Source organism: Pyrobaculum islandicum DSM 4184, assembly GCF_000015205.1.
In the GTDB taxonomy this organism is placed as follows: domain Archaea; phylum Thermoproteota; class Thermoprotei; order Thermoproteales; family Thermoproteaceae; genus Pyrobaculum; species Pyrobaculum islandicum.
This window is the reverse complement of the sequence record NC_008701.1, coordinates 1,282,426-1,304,835: the sequence shown is the minus strand read 5'-3', so window position 1 is coordinate 1,304,835 and position 22,410 is coordinate 1,282,426. Positions and strand designations below refer to the sequence as shown.

The window sequence follows — 22,410 nt, the reverse complement described above, 5'->3', positions numbered from 1 at the left end:
TGTAACTAACTAGGTAATCTAGATATGGCTGAGTCATCTTTTTAAATAGAAAATAAAACTAACATATGTCAGATACATATGAGGTATTTGAGAAATATGTTAAAAACAAACCATGGGTAAAAAACTACGACGAGGGGGTGCCGGCTGATGTTGAAATTAAGCCATCTCCCCTCTTTACATACCTAGATAAACAAGTAACTGAAAACGGGCAGGTAGTCGCATATATATACTTCGGCAACAAAGTGCCTTATAAGACCGTAGGCGAGCACAGCGATAGAGTAGCCGCGGCTTTAAAAGAGTGGGGCATTGGCAAAGGCGATGTAGTAGCGCTTTATATGCCGAACACCCCCGTCTTTCCCATAGTCTACTACGGAGCGTTAAAACTCGGCGCAGTAGTGACGCCGATGAATCCAATGTATACGCCGCGGGAGGTCGCTTGGCAAGCTAAAGACGCAGGCGCCAGAGTTCTATTTACTGTAGATGTGTTATACAAAAACGTTGAAGAGGCAGTTAAGATGTATCAACTTGAGAAAGTCGTTGTAGCCGAAATCACAGAGTATATGCCCAGCTTAATAAAGCCCCTAGCCAAGATGAAGCTTAAGCCGCCGAAGATTCAATACTCCAGCCGGGTTGTGCCATATAGAGAAGTCTTAAGCCACAGCCCGACGTCTTACCGCGCCAACATAAACCCGCTGGAGGATCTCGCGGCGTTGATGTATACCGGCGGCACAACTGGCCTGCCCAAGGGGGCGGAGATCACCCATGGCAATATATCGTCAAATTTACAACAGCTAAAGCCGCTATATGACGTAGTTAGACGAAAGAGGGGAGTCAACAGGCTGGTGATTATGGGTCTTCTGCCGTGGTACCACATATATGGACAAGTCACTGTGATGCATTACGGTATTTTCGACGGCGCGACTGTAGTGGTGATGCCTAGACCTGATATTGATCAACTCATGAAGCTAATACAAAAGTACAACGTCCATGTGTTACACGGCGTGCCGACGCTCTACAACATGATTAACAACCATCCAAAGGTCGGTAAATACAACTTGAAAAGCCTTGCCTTTTGTATATCTGGCGCGGCGCCTTTACCCGTAGAGGTTGCCAAGCGGTTTGAACAAATAACTGGCGCCGTGTTGAGAGAGGGGTATGGCCTAACGGAGACGGCCGTGGTGACACATCTCAACCCGCTCTATGGCAAGGCGAAGGTAGGCTCCATAGGCCTCCCCATACCAAGCACCTACGCCGCTATTGCAGACCCCGACAAACCAGAGCTTCTCCCGCCTAATCAAGTCGGCGAAATTGTAATATCGGGGCCGCAAGTCTTTAAAGGCTATCACAATAGGCCTGAGGAAAACGCCCAGGCATTCTTCCAGTGTTGTGGACTACGTTGGTTTAGGACGGGAGATATGGGGTATATGGATGAGGAGGGGTACTTCTATGTAGTCGATAGAAAAAAAGACATGATTAAGTACAAGGGCTACTCGGTATTTAGCAGAGAAATTGAAGAAGTGTTGTATCAACACCCCTGTGTGAAAGAGGCGGCGGTCATAGGCGTGCCACATCCAGAAGCTGGAGAGATACCAAAGGCCTTCATAGTGTTGAAAGAGGAGTGTAAAGGCAAGGTCACTCCCGAAGATATCATTAAGTGGACTGAAGATAAGTTAGCCCATTATAAAAGACCGCGTGTTGTTGAGTTTAGAGACGAGTTGCCTAAGTCTGCAGTGGGCAAGATCTTAAAACGCGAACTTAAAGCTGAAGAATTGAAAAAATTGCAAAAAGTCTCCACCTAATACACTAAGCCTTTTATAAAATCTTAGAATTTTATATGAACTTAGGTTTCAACTATAAACGTATGTATGTTTAAATAAATTCATAATCTACACCATATGCCCAAAGTTGCAGTAATCGGGGCTGGCACAATGGGCCACGGCATTGCTGAACTTTTTGCTATGGCGGGTTACGAAGTGGCGCTTGTAGATGTTGCTGACGAATACCTAAAGCGCGCGCTCCAAAATATAGAGTGGTCTCTTAAGAAGCTAGCAGAGAAGGGCCAGTTGAAGGAAGACCCCTCGGCTGTGCTCTCTCGTATTAGGCCTGTTGTTGGTGATGTGTGTAGTGCGGTTGTTGGTGTTGAGCTTATGGTTGAGGCTGTGGTAGAGGATATTGAAGTTAAGAAGAGAGTTTTTGCCGAAGCTGACCGTTGCGCGCCGCCAGAGGCAATACTAGCCACAAACACATCTTCACTACCAATAACAGAAATCGCAGAAGCAGTAAAACCAGAGAGAAAAACAAAAGTCGTAGGAATGCACTTCTTCAACCCACCAGTACTAATGCCGCTAGTAGAAGTGATCAAAGGGCAATACACCAGTGACGAAACTGTAAAGAAGGTGGCAGAATACGCGCAGAAGCTTGGTAAACAAACTGTAGTGGTAAATAGAGACGTCCCTGGTTTTATAGTAAATAGAATACTAGCGAGAGTAAACGAGGCGGCGTGTTGGATGGTTGCCCGTGGCGAGGCTACAATACAGGAGGTGGACTCTGCGTTGATATATAAGGCTGGGCTTCCCATGGGCGCCTTTATTCTTATGGATTACACAGGGATTGATGTAATCTGTTTCATAGGCGACGCCATGTTAAAACGTGGTTTCAAATCTCATCCATGTCCACTTATTCTTGAGAAGTGTCAACAGAAGAAGTATGGCGTTAAGTCGGGAGAGGGCTTTTATAAATATCCAGCCCCAGGCAAGTTCCAATGGCCCGAGGTGCCGAAATCAGCAGGCGATAGAATAGATATAGTATATATACTCGCTCCCGCCATAAATGAGGCTGCTTATCTTCTTAGAGAGGGTATTGCTACGAGAGAGGATATTGACAAGGCTGTGAGACTTGGCTTAAACTGGCCTAAAGGGCCTCTAGAATATGCAGACGAAATAGGAATAGACACAATAGTCAAGACGCTAGAAGAGTGGAGACAGAAGACGGGATTTGAGGAGTACGAGCCAGACCCGTTGTTGAAAGAAATGGCCGCCAAGGGTAAGCTTGGTAAGAAGACTGGGGAGGGCTTCTATACATATGTGAAGGCTGAAGAGAAGAAATTAGAGACTCTCATCGTGAGATACGAGCCCGGCATCGCCTGGATTATTCTCAATAGGCCTGAACGCCTCAACGCCATAAACCCAAAAATGATCGAAGAGCTGTGGAAAGTTCTTGACGAAATTGAACAGATGGATTACGACAAGGTGAGAGTTGTAATTATCACAGGCGCTGGGAGGGCCTTCTCCGCCGGCGCAGACGTCACAAGTTTTATGGGCGCCACGCCTATAACAATATTCAAAATATCTCGGAAGTTACAAATGCTCTTTGAGAGAATAGAGCTTTTAGACAGGCCGGTAATATGTGGCTTAAATGGGTATACCCTAGGCGGAGGTCTAGAGCTTGCTATGTCTTGTGATTTTAGAATAGCGGCTGAAACAGCAGAGTTAGGCCAGCCAGAGATAAACCTTGGGTTTATCCCAGGCGCCGGGGGAACGCAGAGATTGCCCAGGCTAATTGGGAGAGATAGAGCTAAGGAGCTTATATTCACCGGCGATAGAATTCCGGCGAGAGAGGCAGAGAGACTAGGCCTTGTAAATAAAGTGGTGCCGCCGGACAAACTAGAACAAGAACTCAGGGCGTTTGCCAACAAGCTTGCTGAAAAACCGCCTCTCGCCCTCGCCATGGCGAAATATGCAATAAACTTCGGCATCGAAGTCCCAATATGGGCCGCGACGTTGCTAGAGGCTACACAATTTGGCATACTATTCAGCACAGAAGACGTCATAGAAGGCGTTTCTTCATTTCTACAGAAGAAAAAGCCACAGTTTAAAGGCCGGTAGTTTTTCAAACACCAACCCTACAACAACTCCCCCGAGAGCTTGAGTCCGCCCTCTGGGAGGGGGTGACTGGGGGTTGGGGTCTTTGACAACTTTTTCCTGGTTTTTACAGCATGGCCGGGAGGTTGTTTATCGGCGGTGTTCAGCTTGTGCCTGTGGCATATCTCGAGCTCCCAAGCGGCTCTCTGTTGGAAATCTACAGTTCACGTGTGTTTGGGCGGGGAGATCTCAACCTCTCGTCTCACATCACCTCTTTTTTCAGACCTGGCGATCAATGCGACTGTCGTCGTTGTTGAGATGCCAGACGTAGATGCGCAAAGAGTTGCCGTGTGGAGAGCAATTGATGGCGATACTGTGGAAACGTCCGTGGGCAGAGTTAGGCTTGTGGGTTACGACGCTTGGGAGTGGGACGAGCCGCACGGCCCAGAGGCCAGATATTTCCTCATCGGTTTGTGCGGTGGCACAGATTACTTAGACGTAGACGACCTAGAGCCGAGAGATAGATATGGGCGTATACTTGGCTACCTCTGGTGTGGCCGCGTCTTTGAGGTCGGCGGCATCTACTACACGGCGTATGCCTCTGTACAGAAGGCTTTTCTACTCGTAAGACCTGACCTCGTGAAGAGACCGCTCTACATCCCGCCAGATGAGCACCCATATTGGCGCTGGCTCAAGCACTTTACCGTCGCCTTTGATCGAGTTGATAGAGAAGACAAAACAACTCGTCCACCCCGAGCCATCAAACTTTTAACCCCCTAACTACTCCTCCCACATGAACGACATCTACTTGGCCCCTGGGGTAGCAGACGGGGGCGCCAAACTGTTACAATATAAACGACCGGCGGCCGACCTCCAAGTGAGTCGTCCTCTCGCCCCGGTGTATCCGAGACAGGTTCCTGAGTCTCCCGGAGAGGGGTCTAGAGAGAGGTAGGGGGACGTATGGAAGAGTTTATATCGTTGTTGAAAAAACTTTCGGAGGCGAGAGGCCCTTCGGGTTTTGAAGATGAAGTTCGAGAGCTCGTGATTAAAGAAATGGAGCCGTATGTAGATGAAGTAACAGTAGATAGATGGGGGAATGTAATAGGTGTCAAAAGGGGTTCTTCTAGCTACCGCGCTATGGTGGCGGCACATATGGACGAGATTGGGCTTGTCGTTGACCACATAGATAAGGAGGGCTTCCTAAGGTTTAGGCCTATCGGCGGTTGGAACGAGGTAACTCTCCTCGGCCAGCGGGTTTGGGTTAAAACTCTAGACGGTAGGTGGGTTAGGGGGGTTATCGGCGTTATGCCGCCGCACGTCACTCCGTCTGGTAAAGAGAGGGAGGCCCCCGAGATGAAAGATCTCTACATAGACGTGGGGGCTAGAAACAGAGAGGAGGTCGAAAAGATGGGACTTTCTGTAGGGTCTGTAGCAGTTTTAGACAGAGAGTTCGCCATTCTTAACGAAAGGGTTGTCACTGGAAAGGCTTTTGACGATAGAGTAGGCTTGGCTGTTATGCTCTATACTCTGAGACAACTCGGCGATCTCCCCGCGACTCTATACGCCGTGGCGACAGTACAAGAAGAGGTAGGGCTTCGCGGTGCGCAAATCGCCGCCGAGAGAATTAACCCTCATTACGCCATCGCCTTAGACACCACCATAGCGGCCGACGTGCCTGGCGTAGGCGAGAGACTACATGTGACAAAGGTGGGGGCGGGGCCCGCTATAAAGGTCATCGACGGCGGACGCGGGGGTCTCTTCATAGCTCACCCAGGTCTCAGAGACCACATTGTGAGAATCGCCAGAGAGGCCGGCATCCCGCACCAGCTAGAGGTTCTATATGGCGGCACTACAGACGCCATGGCTATAGCCTTTAGGCGCGAGGGCGTGCCCGCCGCCGCTATCTCTATCCCAACTCGCTATGTCCACTCGCCTGTAGAGCTAGTAGATCTGTCAGACGCGTTGAACGCCTCTAAACTGTTAAAAAACGTTCTAGAGAAAACGCCGCCTGACATAATAGACAAATTCCTAGATAGGAGAGTAAAGTGAGAAAAAATAAAATAGTCGTACTAGCTCTTTCTAAACTTATACTAATCGGCATAGTAGCGGTAAATATCTACTACGCCGCCAAGGTACTACTCCCTCTCTTTGGGATAGGACTGAGCCAAGAGCAGTTAGATCTCCTAAAGTCTGTTATAATTCTCTTCGCAGGAGCCACAGGAGTTAACGTAGCCGGCAATGCGGTAATTCTATACTTTAGAGAAACTCTGAGAGAAAAGGCGTTTGCAATTGGTAATGTTTTAAAAATCGTCGGCATAATAGCAGTAGTCCTTTACGTAGCATCTTTCTCCAAGCTGGGCGCAGAGTTGGCTCTACTCGGCGGCACAGTCACTGGTTTAGTTCTCGGCTTAGCGTTACAGCCGGTCTTGGGAAACCTCTTTGCGGGTATTATCATATTAACAACCCGGTTTGTAGAGGTAGGAGATACAGTGAGGATAGCTGCATCACAAATACCATATTACATTGCTTTTCTCCCGTCCTATAAGTATTTCTCTCCTGACTACGTGGTGCCCGGCTTTAAAGGCAGAGTGGCAGAAATAGGCTTGATGTATACCACATTGCTCCTAGACACAGGATATGAGCTACGGGTGCCAAATATGATTCTCCTAAGCTCCGGCATTGTGGACTACACGCCGAAGTGGAGCGAGCGGCAGGTTGTATTTGTGAGAGTTGAGCTACCTCTCTCGGTTATTGATATAGATAAGCTAGAGGAGGAGGTGAGAGAGGTTTTAAGAGGTTTCAATATAGTTGCGATAGATTTTACAGAACAAAGCGATAAAGACTACGTCATTATTAGAGTAAAGCTCGAGATACCCCAAGGCGAAAACTGGAGAAACGTCAAAAGCGAGGCTCTTAAACGTCTTTTAAAATACCGCAATGAGAAAATTACTGCAAACCTTGACAAATATCTATGTCTAACCAGGGGGATTCTCTGTGATAAGTACATAAATAAATTGGCTACCGACGTCTCGTCTTCTTAACATTCGTTGATGTGTAAGTCTTATCACTCTATGGTCTGGCTTAGAGAATTTAACATGCTTTAATGAAGTATTTACCAAGACCATGTTTCACTTCGTCAATTATCTTATATGCCAACAGCCGCCGTCGTGGTCAACACAATAGAAGACGAGAGCCATCTAGAGCTTAGAAGAGAGCAGGTGGAGAAAGAAACATCTCCTTAGATTGTTGTGGAGGAGACTAAAGGAGTTGGCGCAGTGGTACGGCAATATAGTCGCGTATGTCCCCGTTGTGAAGCCAAGATGGGAGAGGGATCGCGTAATGTATTGCCCCCACCTGTGGCTCTACCGACCTCAGAGACAACATACCGTTGATATTGGCTAAAACCGCCGCTTGAAAAATACCCAACGCTAGGGCAAACGTCTCGTCTGGCAGACACCCCCTGTATAGAAAGGCCATGAGAAAAACCTAGAACAGCCATAAGCCAATGTTAGCAATCACAGAAGACATACATCTCGCCTACAGAGAAGACACAAAACACTATAGAATCTTAGCGGATGTGTGAAAGTTATTTAAAAACTCGTGATTTTACATGGTGTCTACCGAGTTTTTAGAGAGGCCTCTGCCTAAGCCTACCGACGAGGGGTACATTACGGCGCGTCTTCTTGAGGCTCTTGTGGAGGCTGGGCTTGCGCTGGAGTTCCTACGGCGTGGTCTTGTGAGGAATGCGGCTGGGAAGGCCTTTCAGGCGTGGAGGGCGTATATGGCGGCCCTCATGAGGCTTGAGTTCGAGAAGCTAAAGGCCGTAGCCAAGAGCGAGGAGGAGAGGCGCTGGCTGAAGTCCACGGCAGTCCCCCGCCTCCCCACAACCAAGATGAAGAAGCTCTCACAGATGCTCGAAGACGTGGGGCATGTCGGCTTGTCTTTTGTTGTGGACAAGGCTCTTGATCTCCACGACTATCAGTACCACGGGCCGGACCCAGACGGCGCCCTCTCGAAGTACACGTCTAGGGAGGAGGCGGCGAGAGACGTTGTGGCGCTGTTGCGCGAGCTGGCCAGGCAGGTGGAAGCCCTGAAGACAAGGGTCAAGTGGGGAGAGGACTTGGAAAGGGCTTTGGAGGAGGTAAAGAGGGGTCTTAAATAGGCTATGGACGTCCCCCAGGGAGGGGCCAAGAAAAAGATAGGGGGACACTCCTTGAGTAGTTCTGTGAACGCGCGCCTTGCGATGTTTATCACAGCCGCAATGTCCCTGCCCCTTCTACCCGCAGTGGAGGCGCCGGAGTGCCCTCGGGTCGTTAGGTTTTGACAGTCTTTCACGCCCTATATCCACAAAAGTGCTAACCTCATTAAACTTTTTCAATGTAGAAAACCGTAGCCCCTCAGCTGTGTAGACTTCTACGTTACAACCGAAAGTCTTGCCCTTCAAGTAACTCATCAAAGCTTTTATAACGTTGCTGACGGTGTGCTATGGAGGAGGTGATCTATAGGGGGAGGAAGTTTGTGCTTGTGAAAAGGGCTAGGCGGGTCGGCGGCCGCATTGTATGGGGCGAGTACCTCGTCCACCCGGGGGCGGTCGCGGTGTTGGCTATCGACGGCGGCAAGGTGCTGTTAGTTAAACAGTTCCGGGGGGCGTTGGGCCAGTGGACGCTGGAGGTGCCCGCGGGGACGCTGGAGCTGGGGGAAGACCCGCTAGAGGCCGCCGTGAGAGAAATGATAGAGGAAACTGGCTACAGACCGCTGAAGTTAGAACACCTAATAGACTTCTACCCAACACCAGGCGTGTCTAACGAGCTGATAAAAATCTACTACACAAACGCCCTAGAGTACGTCGGCGTCGGCGCACGCGACCCAGGGGAGGTAGATATGGAAGTTGTAAAAGTGGAACCAATCGAGCTATTGCGTATGATAGACGGCGGAGAGATAAAAGACGGGAAGACAATAGTTGCGGCACTCACCGCCTGGAGAAGAGGGCTACTCCACTCTGACTCCCCTTTGTGACGCCGGCCTTCCCCGGGGGGCTCGGGACGCGTCCGCTGATACGGAGCGCGGGGGTCCAGCCGTGCCGGCGTGGTTGAACCGGCGCCATAGAGGGGCCTTTGTTGCCACCTCAAGCTGTCCTCCCACTGGCGATACCCATCATGGCGTTGGCGACGATAACCGCCGTAAACCCGTTTCTTAACCCGTCTACACCTCTAAACAACGCAATCTCCCATCAACCTCTTTAATACTTTCTACTCCCTCGGTTCACTTGTCTGACAGCGTCGCTGTCAAGCAGGTGAGTCGAAAGAGCAGAAAGAGTGTTTCAAAGCTTTTCTCCCTCACGCCTTGTACGCATATGAGCCAAGTCTACAGGACACTGAAGATCAGAATCCCTTGGCGGTTGGTCGAGGAGCGGCCGGACGTCCTAGACCTCGCCGTGAGGATACATCTGGCCGCAGAGAAGTACGTCAAAACATTGCTCAAAGAAATCACGGGACAAGAGGAGCCCAGACTCACGCTGAATGAGTTGGGCAGACTCCTCACGCCAGACAGGCGGGAGCTGGCACGGCGGATTATCGAAGAGGCGTTCCCCAAGTACGGTCTTAGGAAGTATTTCGCAAATTAAGCCAAAGTGTTTTGGCGCGATGTCGTGTTCCACAGATCGATTCCGTTAAACATTCAGTTGAGAATTGAGGACGAAAGAGATACGAATAAGGCGGTCTTTGTCGACCTAAAGAGTGGCGTCCTCAGAGTGCGGAAGTTGGGCATACTGCCGTTTGTTGTAAAATTGAAGAAGAGCGACATCGCCTGGATTAGGCGGAGGTTGGAGGAGGGCGCCAATCTTAAGCTGGCGTTTCTCGGCGTTGAGAAGAGAGACGATAAGGAGGATCCTACTTACGGCAACCTGTATATTGCCCTGATGTTTCATATAGCCCGCGGTGAGATAAAACAGAGACGCAGTTAGATGGCCTAGTGTGTAGTATCTGCAAGCGCTTGGTCAACAGTTGCGAGAACTTCTGCCAAATGTTGTATAGCGGGGTCGCGAGATAGTTTATAAAGCTTAATCCTACCAATGTATCTAACTTCGACAACGCCGTAGCGGACTAATTGCTCTAATTGTCCTACAGTAGCTCTCTGGGCAGACCCCATACGTCTTACAAGCTCTGATACATTCATCTCGCCATAGCGCCACAAGGTTAGAATTATCTTTATCTTTGTCGGAGAGCCTAAAACAATATCAATCACAGGAAAAAAGGGGGGTGTTTTGTTTTTATTTCTTTTTGCCGATTAGTCTGTAGACTTTTATTCCTGTGTATGGGGATTTTGCTACTGCAAATAACATCGGCCCGCGGGCAGTCTGCTTCTCAACAACCTCATACTGATCAGTCTCAAACGCCTGCTTCGCCTTAATATCGTAGAACTTCAACTTTTGCTTTGTCATGCCCATCTCTACCCACCGCTTTAAAAATCCGTCGGTTATTTTACAACAATTCCACTATTATACACATACTTAAAGCATAGTAGCAATTGCGCGGGGCTTCTCCTCGTCCACGCTTTCATCAGTAGCCAGGCCGCCCCGGGCGCGGGATCGTCAGACGTAGTTGTGAGACGAGAGATTCAAAAAGGTTCTCAGAGATAGGGATCTGTCTCTTTACAACCGAAAGCCTCGCCCTTTAGGGCGGGGAGGTGGGCTATGTATACTACGGCGATAGGATGTGTCTCCACCGATTCCAGTGCACACTGTTTCGGGATTTAAACGACGCGTTTTTTCTCGTCGAGGCGATTTCAGGAATTCGGCGATTCTCGGTATGACGGCTACTGGGTGGGGAAGCGCCTCTTTGAGAAGCTCCCAGCTCCACAAACCCGCCAGAGACACGCCGGCGGTACTCACGGCGATGAAAAACAGCTCAATGTTCCACCCTCTTCGAAACAAGCGGCGTCACCACAAGCACAATGGGAAACACTGTTTGGAGTAAGAACTGCTTAAACGCCGTAGAGGAGCCTCTGCGGATCCCTTTTAAAATTCCCCCACGTCCAGTCCGCCATCACGTATGAGACCTAAAGAGCCTCAAGCGGATGTGCCCCGTACCTACCCTAGTTGGTACGTCCAGCGTTAACCTATGCGGAACGCCTTTTATGCAGGCACAAGCCCTCCTCTACGTATCTCGGCAACAGCTTTAGATACTTCGAGCCGGGGCCGTGTGTTGCAATGTGTCTAACCGCCTCGTCGCACCGCTGTACATACAACCCACAGCGGAACTGCTCACCGGTGACGAATCCTTCAATTACCTCGGCCTCCTTGCCCAGCCTGGTGCCGAGGGAGACGCGCCTCCGCCCCCTCCAGACACGTAGCGAGGTTTTCATAGCCCTCTCAACAACTGCGTCGAGCGACGGGCATACGAACTGGAGATACGGGGGGTGAAATGGAAGGGGTAGCGCCGTACCTAAATGGGCGGCGAGGGCGGACCAGCCAGCCAGGGCACAGCCCTCCAGGACATATACGGCCTCGGCTGACAACCTCACAGCTCCGAAAAGCAGACACTCCCCTTCTCTAAAGGCGAGTACCATGCACCCTCTGCCAAATCTTCTGTAGCTCCTTATCCAGGCCCGCCTGGAGAGCCCTCTTTTTGAGGTAAGATAAGTCGAGCGGCAGTCTGAGAAGCCTCTTTAAGTCCTCTACGTCTTTTCGTTCGCCGCTGGCAAGCTTTAAGATAACTAGATCCTCTGGGGATGGGATAAAGACGCCCCCTACCTCTCTACACCTAGAAATAAAGTCGTTGTCTAGTATAAGGGGCGCGTAATTTATGTCTATATGGACGCCCGCTGCGTCGACGTACAGCCCCCACTTCCTCCACTGCACAGTGTAGCCAGCCCCCCTCAACGCTTCAGTGAGCCTATCCCTCACCTCTACAGTAAACGGTTGATCTATAGCCAAGTCCCAATCGGCTGTGTGCCTCACCACGCCGTAGAACTCCAAAGCCCGGGCCCCAATTAGAAATACCTTAAACCCCATGGAGCGGCATATCTCCACGACCCTCTTGACGCTGGGCGGCAATCTCAGCTCACTCATACAATGTGTTGAAGAGCGCTTTTATATGGTTTAAGCGCCGACGGCACTCTGAGATCTAGCCTCACCTCAGCGCCGAGCCGCGACACGTCGCCGTATTCAGCCTCCAGAGGCAGATGTTTCGAAATCCAAACGACCGTCCTGTATTTCATAGAAAATTGACGGCGCCGCTTAAACTGTAGATGAAGCGCCAGATCTCAGCCAACTCAGCAACACATGCGCTGAAAACGACAAGCCCCCGCCCTTTAGGGTGGCGGAGTGCGGTCGTGTTCACAAAGGGGATACAGCTATGTATCTTTCCCTCAGAATCGCCAGTAGCATGAAGCCGCCTCAGCCTAGAGGATACATACTACAGTGACGTGAGAGAATTGAAAATTGGCACGTTTTTCCGACGAACTTTTTTCAGGAAACCTCCTGAATGGAATGCTTTTCTATAGCGGGGGTTTTTCAGTAATTTTCGGCGGGTTCGGCGGACTCGCTGAAAATTCCTGTAAACACCTCGGTGAAGAAAAGCACGCCATACAGGAGTTATTCTGAAAAGCACAATGCGGTGGACTATATTTTATTATGGAAGCAGGGGATAGTATAGAGGGGAGCCGGAAGAAGCGTAGCCGGAGGCGCAACAAGAACAGTGCAGAGAGGAAAGACGAGAAAAAAGCACACATCATAACGCACGCCGTCGCCGTCCCCAGCCCGCGGTTGAGCTGGCGTAAGATAAACATCAAAGAGCTGGAGGAGAGGTATAGGGAGCTGGTCGTCCACCTCGTCGAATACGGCTTTAAACACGGCGTGACGGGGCACGTCACGCTCTGCAAAGCCCTCTACGGAGAGCTACGCAGAAGGCGCCCCGACCTCCCCTCCCACTACATCTACACGGCAGCGCAGGACGCAGCCACACGCGTAAAGAGCTTCCTCACGCTGAAGCGGGAGGGTAGGGCGAAGACGGAAAAGCCAGAAGTGAAAAGAATCAGCATCTGGCTCGACGACATCCTCTGGAAGCCAGAGGGCTATACGGCGGTAAGGGTGTCGACGCACAGGGGGTGGGTCACGATTCCGCTTTGGCCGACCAAGCAGTTCTGGAGACACATCAACGGCTGGTGGAGGCTGAGGTCGCAACCGCGCCTTAGGCTGGACGAAAAGAGGAGGGCGGTCTACGTCTACTTCGTCTTCGAGAAGGTTGTGGAGGAGAGGCCGGCGAAGGGCATCATCGCCGTCGACCTCAACGAGAACAACGTGGCTGTGAAGGCCGGGGACAGGGTGTACATTCTTGAGACTGGGATAGAGATATCACACTTGGCTACCATGCCCGAAGGGAGGTCATGCAGTCTCTGAAGGGGAATAGGTACGCGAGCCGTGCCGTTAAGAGGAACGAGCTGAACAAGAAGAACGACGTTAGGAGGAAGATTGCCAATTTCGTAGTCAGAGAGGCGGAGAGGCTAGGCGCCGCCATCGCCGTCGAAAATCTGCCAAAAAATGCACCAAGAAACATGATCAAAGACGTTGACGATCCAAAGCTCAGAGATAGAATCTACAAAGCTGGATTTAGAAGTATGTTGAGAGAGATTATACGTAAAGCTAGGGAGAGGGGAATTCCGGTTGTGAAAGTAAATCCGCGAGGAACCTCTTCCTCCTGCCCGCGGTGCGGGGCTTGTGAGGGGCTCTGCCCCGAGACACCTCCTCTGCCCCCACTGCGGGCGGGAGTGGGGGAGGGACGTGGTAGCGGCGATAAACATCGAAAGGCGCGCACTGGAGAAGGGGGCCGTGCCGTTGCCCCCCATGCCCGATGACCCCACGCCCGAGGTAGCCTGGCTACCAATGGGGGCGTGGGCGAGGAGAAACCCCGCCCTTTAGGGCGGGGGAGCGCGGCGAAATCTGTTGTCAAGATGTTGTTTAAAGATAAGACTCCCAGAGGGTGCGTATTTAAAATATCCACAGGTTTTATATCTATAGACGTAGCGCATTATATGATTATTTTAACCCAACGGTATGACGCCATACCTCTACGCAATGGATGTATAAAACTAGTGGAGACAACGCCGTTGTTACTGGCAGAGAGATGTACAGGCCGGTATCTGGTTTTAAAAAGAGGAGATGGAATCTACACCTCTAACAGGCCAGTGAGTGAGACAAACCTCGTATTTTATATCGCCGCCGGGCTACCGCGGCGGGTTAGATATATAGATAGCGTGGTTAAGATAGAGGAGGGGTTTGACTTATTCCAAGGGCTTACAAAGAGAGGACTTTGGAGAGAGATCGCCCCATCGTTTTATGCCGCAGTCTCTGCGTACGCCGCTAGATGTACATACTGTACTGCGTATATAGAAGTGGAGTCTAAAAGACGGCCTCAACAGATTAAAGACAGTAGAGTTATCATAGAGGTGGCGGGGCTCGCCGGCAGATATAGAGCTGTCGTAGTATCTCCACCAGGCCGCTCTGACGTTTTTAAAGACGCTGTTATAAAACTATTTGACAACGCCGACGTTATACATATGGTAAAGCTAGGCGCGGCTGTAGACGTGCCGCTCGATCTCTACCTCCCAGCCCACGTAATTACGTATAGAGTAGCGCCCGCCCCCACTCTACTAACGGCTAGAAATGGCTAAAGACGTAAAACAGGCTATCAGAGAGCGCATATGGCGTCTCCTAGAGGAGAGAGACATCGCCGCGTTCCCCCGGCCTGTCTACGGCAGAATACCAAACTTCAGAGGGGCAGACATAGCTTGCCAAAACCTAACGCGCCTCAGCCAGTTTATCAACGCCGCCGTCGTGAAGATAAACCCAGACGCGCCGCAGAGGCCCTGCCGTGAGGCGGCCCTCTCCGCCGGCAAAACAGTAATAATGCCGACGCCAAGGATAAGAGAGGGCTTCTTACTCCTCGAACCACGTTCTATACCGCGGGAGGCGTATAGAGAGGCTTCGACAATCGCCGGCGCCTTTAAATGGGGGAAGTCTGTAAAGCCTTGGCATCTGCCAAGAGTAGACCTAGTCATAATTGGGTCTGTCGCAGTTAACCCAAAGACAGGCAGGAGACTAGGCAAATCTCACGGCTATGCAGAAATCGAGTGGGGGATATTGTCTACCTTTGGCAAAGTGGGCGAAGAGACTCCAGTCGTCACCACTGTACACGACGTACAATTGGTAGAAGACGACATACCTAAAGAGCCCTTTGACTTGCCTATAGATATTATAGCGACGCCTACAAAAATTATCTTCGTCAAGAGAGTCGACCCGAAGCCCCACGGCATCTATTGGGACTATGTTACAGAAGAGATGTTGAGAGAAATCTCACTGCTCTCTGAAATACGTAGAAAAAACGTTTTTATCTAGACTCGAAAAAATTGTTATGTCTTGGAAAGTCGCAATGACCATAGCAGGCCTAGACTCAGGAGGCGGCGCGGGGATACACGCAGACATAAAGACCTTCGCAGCGATGGGCGTCCACGGCACCACGGCGCTGACTTGTGTAACCGCCCAAAACACCTACGAGGTCAGGGAGGCCCAGTGCCTCCAGCCGCCGCTCGTGAGGGCGCAGATACTGGCGGTTTGGGACGACATGGGCATAGACGCGGGCAAGACCGGAATGCTAGGGACGAGAGAAATAATCGAGGAGGTGGCCGCCACGGTCTCCAAGCTGGGCTTCCCCCTGGTGGTGGACCCCGTAATGATCGCGAAGTCGGGCGCCCCGCTGATATCTGAAGACGCCGTAGACACCCTAAAGAAGAGGTTGCTCCCAGTGGCGAAGGTAGTCACGCCCAATAGACACGAGGCGGAGAAGCTAACTGGCATAAAGATAACCAGCGTCGCGGAGGCGAGGAGAGCCGCGGAGGTCATACACAGGGAGTTCGGCACAGAAGTGGTGGTGGTCAAGGGAGGCCACTTAGACGCCCCGGAGGCCGTCGACGTGGTGTACATAGGCGGCACCTTCCACGAGTTGGCGACCCCCCGCCTAGACTCGCGGGCGACCCACGGAACCGGCTGCTCCTACTCTGCCGCCATAGCCGCGGGGCTCGCCAAGGGCCTACCCCCCCTGGAGGCCATAAAGACCGCAAAGCGCTTCATCTACATGGCCATCAGATACGGGGTGGCCAGGGGAAAGGGCCACTGGCCTGTCAACCCAATGGCCTGGCTAGAGATACCGGCGGAGAGGTGGAAGACGTTGGAGGAGCTGAGGGAGGCTCTAGAGGCCGTGGAGAGAGAGGCCGAGGCTTTTGCAAAGGCCATACCCGAGGTGCAGACAAACATAGGATACGCCATAGACCCCCGCTACGCCACAACGAGAGAAGACGTCGCCGCAGTGCCCGGGAGGATAGTGAACTACATGGGCCGCGCCAAGCCCTCCGGCCCGCCCGCCTTCGGCGCAAGCGACCACATAGCCAGGAAGATACTGGCGGCGCTGGCGAAAGACCCCCAGGCCAGGTCGGCCATGAACATAAGGCTAGACGCGGCGTACATAGAGAAGGCGAAGAGCCTAGGCATGACAATAGCCTACATAGACAGGAGGAGGGAGCCGGACGACGTCAAGAAGAGAGAGGGAGCCACCATGCAGTGGATCATCGAAGAGGCCTATAGACAGACAGGGGGAAAAACGCCAGACCTAATAGTGGACTGGGGAGACTGGGGCAAAGAGCCCATCATAACCATATTGGGGAAAACCCCGAAGGAGGTGGTAGAGAAGGTCCTTCAACTCATACGCTAAATCTTTAACAGATGGGGGTCACGGCCATGTGCACGCCCCAAAGAAGGCAGAGGAGAAAAAGGAGCAACCTGAGAAATAGGCCTACCCCCTAAGCACAACAACACCCTCAGGTTTTTTAATCCTAACAGCAAGAGTCTCCCTCAGGAGGAAGCTGTGGCCCGCCTCGTCGGGGCCCAGATGGACAATCTCTGTGTCTACGCCCACTGCGATGTCTACCACGGCGGGGCTTGCGGAGAGCAGGAGGGCAACGCCGTCTTCCAGCTGCGGGATCACCGCCACCTCCCTCACCAGGGACTTCACCCTGGTGAGCTCCATGACGCCTGTCCTCTCCTCCACAGCCACAAGTCTGGCGTATCTCCCCGGGCTCACGAAGAGGACGTAGGGCTCTGGGACGTAGGCCCGGTACAGCTCAGCCACAGCCCTAGCCACCTCCGCGGTGGCGGACCCCGGCCTCTCCCAGCTAGACGCTTCGAGAGTTCTGCCGGCGCCCTTTAGCAACGCCTCAGCCACAGCCGCGTCTTCCATGTAGGCGAACCTAGCCGCGGCCTCCTCTCCGGGAAACGCGCCGCCTCTCGAAAGCCACTCCTCAAGCCCCCGGTAGGAGATAGAAAACCTAAGCCTGACCTCCCTCAGCGGTATGACAGCCCTCTCCAACGACCCCTGCGCCCCCACCACCTCGACGCCGACGGCATCTGCGTCCCTCCCCACGTAGAAAGTCTGGAGGTACCTCCTAAACCTCCTAGCCGACGCCACGGCCCCCCTCACCCCCTCGACGAATTTCACAACCCAATTGCCCTTGTCGGCCTCCTCCGCTCTATTCCCCCCGTCCCCCGGGGGGTCGCCACTTTTTATACCGGTGAGCTTCTCTACCTCCCCAGCGCCGGCCTTTAACTCGCCAGCCAACGTGGGGTCGTAGGCCTTCAGCAAGGCGAGAAACTCGCCGAAGTGTGTCTTCTCCTCGTTAGCAACATCTTCAAAAACCCTCCTCACCCTCTCGTCCTCTACGTATTTAGCCAGCTGTAGATATAGGCTGATGGCGTCAAGCTCCGCGATTATAGCCAGACGCAGGGCATCTGCAACCTCCAGAGAGTCGAACTTCTTCTCTCTAACGACGTCAATCGGGTTTTTTGCAAATACCATGAACAGTTTGGGCCGGGTATATAAATATGTGTAGCTGAGCAGTTTTCGTGATTTGGAAAAGTTTATGAGTCTTGAGACACATTTCATGATTTTGTAAAGAGGTGGGGGTTTAAGCATCTGCATCTCACGCCAGCAGGAGCACCGTCTCGAGCTCCACGTCTGCCACGTACCATGTGGCCCGACGGTCTACGCCGGAGACGCTTACATATTGTAGCGAGAGAGAACTAGGCGCACTAGTCTAGATACAGACGGAAAAATTTTTATCAACCGGTTGGGTATACCGAGATCTGAATCTTGACTTGTGCAGAGGGTTGATATGTTATGGGGCCGTCGATATAGCCGGCGTACTGCACTACGAGGTCGTAAGTGCCTGGGTAAAGCTCTAGCGTCAAAACGGCTGGCTTATGCCACGGGACTACGACACTCCCAGAAGCCACCAACTGGCTCGTGCCAGAGAAGTAAAGCCAATAGTTAACAGAACCACCCGGCACAAGTAGAGACGAAGAGCCAATATATGGGTAGATGTAGTAGGTGGCGGAGACCGGATAAGTAGATGCAGGTATATCGGCGGGCCCAGAAATCGCGAGGGTGGTGTTCACAGTACGGCTGGTGGAAGGCTCAATTATGACACCAACCATAAACGGCTGAAAGCTTCCGCCGTTTTGGTAGGGGATCGTCAAATAGCTGACAAGCACATCGCCATATGGAGGAGAGGAGTATATCACAGAGAATGTAACAGCTTGTACAGCAGTGGTAGTAGATGAAAAAGATGCCGACGCAATAAGGGCGGCGGCTATTGCCTCAGAGTACGCCTCCTCACGGCGTCGGCGGCGATGGCGGCGATGGGGATTGCGAATAGAAACGCGGTCTGCGGCGTCAGCAGGGGCGTGTCTGCGGCGCCGAGGAGGTGGAGCGCGTTGTTGACGGCGGCGAGGGCGCGCGCCGATGTGGCGATCAGCATAGTCGCGGCGAGGTGGCGCGAGTAGCGTTGCAGGAGACGGCCGCGTCTCTCCACGAGATAGAGCAGGGCGGCGACGGCGGCGTTGACAGGCGCCAGAAGCCACGGCGCGCCGGCGAGCAACGGGTTCAACTCGGCGAAGCCCGCGGACGGCCCAACCGCCGTAGTCAACACGTCGAGAACGGCCGACGCGGCGAGCGCATACGCCGCAACCCTAACCAGGCGCATGCGTCTCCAACCCCAGGGAACGAAGTGGGAGTGGGCTGAACCACGAAGGGGGAAAAAGGGGGTTAGATTGCGCCGGACGCGTAGGCGGCTCCCACTGCCGCGAGAGCCACGTTGATGAACTCCAGTGCGGATACCCCGGAAAGCGTCCTTACGACGTCGTCGGGGAGAATGAAGTAGCCGCCGTCGGCGCTCACGGCCTCAAACAGCGTGACGTTGTTTACTCTCACCTCAACGCTGAAAATCCGCCATCCTCTTTCTCCGTGGACGAGAACATAATACGGCGGTATGTTAATGTGGTGCGTAATCATATGGTCTCCCTCGGTTCTCCGGACACTATATTTGTCGCTTTTCAACTTACTCATAACTTCTTTCACGACGTCGTCCATAGACACGAATGATACAGAAGAGAAAAACTAAGAGCGTCGCTATGGTCTGGCGGATGTCTCCTCCACCAGAAGACTCGGTGGAGGAAAAAATGGGGATGTTAAAGGGGCCGGAGCTCTGCAACAGTCTTACCGTCTCTGATTATATACACTTTCTCTTCCTTTTTGCCGTTCATAGGCTCCTTTCCTTCTGGTGCAAAAAGCCAGAGACCTCTCTTTCTGCTCTCTCGACTCACCTGCCTAACAGCGACGCCGTCAGGCAGGTGAGTCGAAAGAGTTGAAAGAGTGTCTCTTTAACTAGTTTTTCTTCCCCGCGCCGGGCACACATATGAACCAAGTCTACAGGACGTTGAAGATCAGAATACCTTGGCGGTTGGTAGAGGAGCGGCCGGACGTCCTAGACCTCGCCGTAAGGATGCACCTAGCGGTGGAGGAGTACGTCAGAAGGCTGTTGAAAGAGTTGACGGGGCAAGAGGAGCCGAAGCTAACTACGGAGGAGTTGGACAGACTCCTCACGCCAGACAGGCGGGAGCTGGCTGTCAAGATAATAGATGAGGTGTTTCCCAAGTACGGGTTGGGGAGGTACTTCGTAAAGCAAGTTAAGATGTTCTGGCGCGACGTGGCGTTCTACCGGGCAATTCCGCTCGACGCCCAGCTTAGGGTTGAAAACGAGAAAGATATGGGTACGGCGATCTTCGTCAACCTTAGAGACGGCGTCCTCAGAGTGCGAAGATTGCAAAAAACGTTTGTCGTGTCGCTGAGGAGAAGCGACATCTCTTGGATAAGGGAGAGACTTCAAGAGGGCGCCAGACTCAAGTTGGCATATTTGGGCATAGAAAAGCGGAAAGGTAAGAAGGAGCCGACCTACGGCAAGCTCTACGTCGCCCTCGTCTTTGCCCGCGAGACAGCTCCTGTGGAGCCCAAGGCGATAGTCGCCGTTGACGTGAATCGTCTCGACCACGGCGTCACGGTGGGTCTCCTCGTGGACGGGAAGTTGAGACAGACGTTGAGACTTATAGACGAAGACGCGGTGAGAGAACTGAGGAGACTCCACGAGGAGATAAGCCGTCTCGACGAGCGAGCAGCGAGGGAGACGGATCCCGCCAGAAAGAGACGTCTTGAAGACAGAGCCCGCCACCTTGCATCAAGGCGGTATAGAAAGATAAGCGGCGTTGTCAAAGACGTCGTAAACGAGATAATTAAGTTGGCGAGGGAGCACAACGCCGCCATAGTCGTCGACACGATGGAGGATGTGACGTATCTAGAGCGGAAGCAGAGCGGCGAGAGCGGTGTGAAGAAGCACCTCTACGACGGTCTCGGCCAACTACGTCGCCGTTTGCAAGCGCTAGCGCAGTGGTACGGACTGCCGTACCTTGAGGAAAGACTGTACTCAACCATCTGCCCCCGTTGTGGCGCGAAAATGGAGGAGAGAAAGCGCATAATGCGTTGCCCCTCTTGCGGCTTCTCAGACCACAGAGACAACGTGCCACTGATATGGGCAAAGAGAAGGTACTGGGAAATCCTCCAGAAGACAAAACAACCCACTTTTTCGGTACCCCTCATACTTTTAACCTCGTAACATTTTTCTCACATGAACCCACCGGCCTTGGGGACCCGGCCGATTGCAAGAGCCAACGAGCCCGAACGCCCGGGCACGGCCGGGCCCCCGCGCGCCTGGGTTGCCCAACGCGGCTCGGGCGCGCGCCCCGAGCTCCCCCGGGGAAGGCCGGCGTTGCGAAGGGGAGCCACGGTAGCGTAATGCCAATACCTTCGAGTACATATATCAGTAGAGCACCCGCCGGAATCTCCCAAGAGAATCCCCAATTTGAATTCTGCTGAATGCTTATGAATGAATAAATGTATGGGTTACCGGGGCCTACTCGATAATGGTCAAAGGGGTAATAGCCTATATAGCCGTATTGGCTCAGAATATTTAGCATGTTCTCCACGGGCGTCATGCCGACGGCCGTAGACCTGTAGATTCGACTTAGATCAGCCGACTGGATGTACACCTCGACGGCATAGTAGTCGACCGGCGCCGTGTAACCCGTAATTGGGTCGTAGCAGTAGACTTGAAACTCCGCCGTGCCCAGAGTACCTCGTACATTCAATGCGACAGAAGTCGGGTTTTCAAATCCCATATATCCCCAGGGCGCGTTATTAAACGCAAAGGTGGTGTCTGAAAAGCTGGTGCCGGCGAATTCAAACTCGGCGTTGCTTATGCTGGAACTGCCCAACTGTGTATCGGGCGTGAGCGCGACGCTAGCAGCGAAGCTCATAGTTGTTGAAGAGGAGGCTATGCCCTCGATATATCCGCCGGCGTTGTATCCCATTTTGTCGTATAGCCAGATTATAGGTATGTACGTCGTTGGCGTCTGGTACTCCCACACCTCCATCCAGATCGGCATTAGTCCGCCGCATACCGATGCGGGCGGTGGCGGCGGCTGGGGGGCCGAGACGTCGTAGGGACTCGCGGTGCGGCTCCCGTCTCTCTGCGCCTTGATCTTGACTTGTTTCAGCTTTACCTCGACGGTTTTGCTGTAGTAGAGCCACCCGAGGGGGTTGTCCGCCTCTATGACGTCTTTCGGCTTGTATGTTACGAAGAGGAACCGCGTGAAGAAGGCGGTGGCGTTGCCGTATGTGGCTACTATCTGTAGCCCGACGTCGGAGCTTCCGAAGCCCTTCTCAGCCCACTTCCTAGCTATGGGGGCCAGCCTCCCCAGTGGTATGTATGCCCTCCCCTGCCCGTCGGTTGTGCCGTTCCACACGAGGGCCAGCGACTTGTTAATGCCGGGCGGCAACAAGGCGTAGACCTGGACGTAGGCCCGGGGCTGGGGAGAGCCGCTTGGGCTCTTCACCACGACGGTTATGTGCGGATAAAAAGGCGCCCTGTAGTACAGAGCACACAACACGGCCGCCACGGCTAGAACAGACGCCAGCGCCAGCCTCCCCACAGACAGCCGCCTTGAGGCCGCGGAGGCTTTTCCACGCGGGGGGTCCACACCCATATGTGGGACAATTCAGGTGTATTTTTTACTTCTTCTTTTGCTGAAACCTTTTTCAAATCGATGCGGACGTCG

The 22,410-nt window shown here is 52.7% G+C and carries 26 protein-coding genes and 1 pseudogene; 15 read left to right on the top strand and 12 right to left on the bottom strand.

Features of this window, described 5'->3' with window-relative positions; translation table 11 throughout:
• Positions 1 to 65 precede the first annotated feature (65 nt).
• The 7 genes from PISL_RS07360 (at position 66) to PISL_RS07330 (ending at position 8,022) form a co-directional block, all read left to right on the top strand.
• The gene (locus tag PISL_RS07360; protein WP_011763167.1) at positions 66 to 1,799 is read left to right on the top strand and encodes a long-chain-fatty-acid--CoA ligase; all 1,734 of its coding nucleotides are present in this window, start codon (positions 66 to 68) and stop codon (positions 1,797 to 1,799) included.
• 96 nt (positions 1,800 to 1,895) lie between these two features.
• Positions 1,896 to 3,884 (top strand): 3-hydroxyacyl-CoA dehydrogenase/enoyl-CoA hydratase family protein, encoded by a 1,989-nt coding sequence (locus tag PISL_RS07355; protein WP_011763166.1) that lies wholly within the window; start codon positions 1,896 to 1,898, stop codon positions 3,882 to 3,884.
• 204 nt (positions 3,885 to 4,088) lie between these two features.
• Positions 4,089 to 4,640, top strand: coding sequence for a thermonuclease family protein (locus PISL_RS07350; RefSeq protein WP_167827655.1), 552 nt, complete (start codon positions 4,089 to 4,091; stop codon positions 4,638 to 4,640).
• A gap of 180 nt (positions 4,641 to 4,820) precedes the next feature.
• Positions 4,821 to 5,909, top strand: a complete 1,089-nt coding sequence (locus PISL_RS07345; protein ID WP_011763164.1) for a M42 family metallopeptidase — start codon at positions 4,821 to 4,823, stop codon at positions 5,907 to 5,909.
• Positions 5,906 to 6,901 (top strand): mechanosensitive ion channel family protein, encoded by a 996-nt coding sequence (locus tag PISL_RS07340; RefSeq protein ID WP_011763163.1) that lies wholly within the window; start codon positions 5,906 to 5,908, stop codon positions 6,899 to 6,901. Before PISL_RS07345 ends, PISL_RS07340 begins: the two co-directional genes overlap by 4 nt.
• Before the next feature lie 202 nt (positions 6,902 to 7,103).
• Entirely contained in the window at positions 7,104 to 7,262 is a 159-nt protein-coding gene (locus PISL_RS10960; protein ID WP_209319992.1) for a hypothetical protein, read from the top strand.
• Positions 7,263 to 7,470: 208 nt separating this feature from the next.
• Positions 7,471 to 8,022 carry a PaREP1 family protein gene (locus tag PISL_RS07330; protein ID WP_011763162.1) on the top strand — a complete coding sequence of 184 codons (552 nt, stop codon included), beginning with the start codon at positions 7,471 to 7,473 and terminating at the stop codon, positions 8,020 to 8,022.
• Between the two features lie 114 nt (positions 8,023 to 8,136).
• Here PISL_RS07330 and PISL_RS10955 read toward each other — a convergent pair whose 3' ends face one another.
• On the bottom strand, positions 8,137 to 8,313 hold the full coding sequence (locus PISL_RS10955) for a hypothetical protein (protein ID WP_167827653.1): 177 nt from the start codon (positions 8,311 to 8,313) through the stop codon (positions 8,137 to 8,139).
• Positions 8,314 to 8,345: 32 nt separating this feature from the next.
• On the opposite strand from PISL_RS10955, the gene PISL_RS07325 reads away from it, so the two are divergent.
• On the top strand, positions 8,346 to 8,876 hold the full coding sequence (locus tag PISL_RS07325) for an NUDIX hydrolase (RefSeq protein WP_011763161.1): 531 nt from the start codon (positions 8,346 to 8,348) through the stop codon (positions 8,874 to 8,876).
• A 337-nt stretch (positions 8,877 to 9,213) separates the two neighbouring features.
• Positions 9,214 to 9,783, top strand: a pseudogene (locus tag PISL_RS07320) (zinc ribbon domain-containing protein); the annotation flags it as partial.
• A gap of 44 nt (positions 9,784 to 9,827) precedes the next feature.
• Here the strand turns inward: PISL_RS07320 and PISL_RS07315 are convergent.
• From PISL_RS07315 to PISL_RS10945, 6 genes are all read right to left on the bottom strand, one after another.
• Positions 9,828 to 10,103: an ArsR/SmtB family transcription factor gene (locus PISL_RS07315; protein WP_011763158.1), complete on the bottom strand. Its 276-nt coding sequence runs from the start codon at positions 10,101 to 10,103 to the stop codon at positions 9,828 to 9,830.
• Positions 10,104 to 10,128: 25 nt separating this feature from the next.
• Positions 10,129 to 10,299 (bottom strand): DNA-binding protein CC1, encoded by a 171-nt coding sequence (gene cc1 / locus PISL_RS07310; protein ID WP_053240420.1) that lies wholly within the window; start codon positions 10,297 to 10,299, stop codon positions 10,129 to 10,131.
• Between the two features lie 210 nt (positions 10,300 to 10,509).
• Positions 10,510 to 10,734 (bottom strand): hypothetical protein, encoded by a 225-nt coding sequence (locus PISL_RS11340; RefSeq protein ID WP_245218351.1) that lies wholly within the window; start codon positions 10,732 to 10,734, stop codon positions 10,510 to 10,512.
• 242 nt (positions 10,735 to 10,976) lie between these two features.
• Positions 10,977 to 11,381: a hypothetical protein gene (locus PISL_RS07305; RefSeq protein WP_245218350.1), complete on the bottom strand. Its 405-nt coding sequence runs from the start codon at positions 11,379 to 11,381 to the stop codon at positions 10,977 to 10,979.
• Between the two features lie 28 nt (positions 11,382 to 11,409).
• Complete coding sequence (locus PISL_RS07300) at positions 11,410 to 11,928, bottom strand: DUF6036 family nucleotidyltransferase (RefSeq protein WP_011763155.1); 519 nt, start codon at positions 11,926 to 11,928, stop codon at positions 11,410 to 11,412.
• Positions 11,925 to 12,077, bottom strand: a complete 153-nt coding sequence (locus tag PISL_RS10945; RefSeq protein ID WP_167827652.1) for a hypothetical protein — start codon at positions 12,075 to 12,077, stop codon at positions 11,925 to 11,927. Before PISL_RS10945 ends, PISL_RS07300 begins: the two co-directional genes overlap by 4 nt.
• Before the next feature lie 415 nt (positions 12,078 to 12,492).
• On the opposite strand from PISL_RS10945, the gene PISL_RS11335 reads away from it, so the two are divergent.
• The 5 genes from PISL_RS11335 to PISL_RS07280 all read left to right on the top strand — a co-directional run bounded on the left by PISL_RS11335 (position 12,493) and on the right by PISL_RS07280 (position 16,621).
• Positions 12,493 to 13,257, top strand: coding sequence for a hypothetical protein (locus tag PISL_RS11335; protein ID WP_245218349.1), 765 nt, complete (start codon positions 12,493 to 12,495; stop codon positions 13,255 to 13,257).
• Positions 13,245 to 13,712, top strand: coding sequence for an IS200/IS605 family accessory protein TnpB-related protein (locus PISL_RS11330; protein WP_280531757.1), 468 nt, complete (start codon positions 13,245 to 13,247; stop codon positions 13,710 to 13,712). Before PISL_RS11335 ends, PISL_RS11330 begins: the two co-directional genes overlap by 13 nt.
• Positions 13,713 to 13,889: 177 nt before the next feature.
• Positions 13,890 to 14,528, top strand: coding sequence for a hypothetical protein (locus PISL_RS07290; RefSeq protein ID WP_167827651.1), 639 nt, complete (start codon positions 13,890 to 13,892; stop codon positions 14,526 to 14,528).
• A complete protein-coding gene (locus tag PISL_RS07285) occupies positions 14,521 to 15,252 on the top strand; it encodes a 5-formyltetrahydrofolate cyclo-ligase (RefSeq protein ID WP_011763153.1) in 732 nt (243 codons plus the stop codon). Before PISL_RS07290 ends, PISL_RS07285 begins: the two co-directional genes overlap by 8 nt.
• Positions 15,253 to 15,268: 16 nt before the next feature.
• Positions 15,269 to 16,621 carry a bifunctional hydroxymethylpyrimidine kinase/phosphomethylpyrimidine kinase gene (locus PISL_RS07280; protein ID WP_011763152.1) on the top strand — a complete coding sequence of 451 codons (1,353 nt, stop codon included), beginning with the start codon at positions 15,269 to 15,271 and terminating at the stop codon, positions 16,619 to 16,621.
• Between the two features lie 81 nt (positions 16,622 to 16,702).
• On the opposite strand, the gene PISL_RS07275 is transcribed toward PISL_RS07280, so the two are convergent.
• The 4 genes from PISL_RS07275 to PISL_RS07260 form a co-directional block, all read right to left on the bottom strand.
• Positions 16,703 to 17,761: an encapsulin gene (locus PISL_RS07275; protein WP_011763151.1), complete on the bottom strand. Its 1,059-nt coding sequence runs from the start codon at positions 17,759 to 17,761 to the stop codon at positions 16,703 to 16,705.
• 263 nt (positions 17,762 to 18,024) lie between these two features.
• Complete coding sequence (locus tag PISL_RS07270) at positions 18,025 to 18,399, bottom strand: hypothetical protein (RefSeq protein WP_167827650.1); 375 nt, start codon at positions 18,397 to 18,399, stop codon at positions 18,025 to 18,027.
• Positions 18,400 to 18,554: 155 nt separating this feature from the next.
• Positions 18,555 to 18,947, bottom strand: a complete 393-nt coding sequence (locus PISL_RS07265) for a hypothetical protein (RefSeq protein ID WP_011763149.1) — start codon at positions 18,945 to 18,947, stop codon at positions 18,555 to 18,557.
• A 62-nt stretch (positions 18,948 to 19,009) separates the two neighbouring features.
• Entirely contained in the window at positions 19,010 to 19,333 is a 324-nt protein-coding gene (locus PISL_RS07260; RefSeq protein ID WP_011763148.1) for a hypothetical protein, read from the bottom strand.
• A gap of 325 nt (positions 19,334 to 19,658) precedes the next feature.
• Between PISL_RS07260 and PISL_RS07255 the strand changes: the two genes are divergently transcribed.
• Positions 19,659 to 20,909 (top strand): zinc ribbon domain-containing protein, encoded by a 1,251-nt coding sequence (locus PISL_RS07255; protein ID WP_011763147.1) that lies wholly within the window; start codon positions 19,659 to 19,661, stop codon positions 20,907 to 20,909.
• On the opposite strand, the gene PISL_RS07250 is transcribed toward PISL_RS07255, so the two are convergent.
• Positions 20,890 to 22,338: a hypothetical protein gene (locus PISL_RS07250; RefSeq protein ID WP_011763146.1), complete on the bottom strand. Its 1,449-nt coding sequence runs from the start codon at positions 22,336 to 22,338 to the stop codon at positions 20,890 to 20,892. The genes PISL_RS07255 and PISL_RS07250 overlap by 20 nt on opposite strands.
• Positions 22,339 to 22,410: the final 72 nt, after the last annotated feature.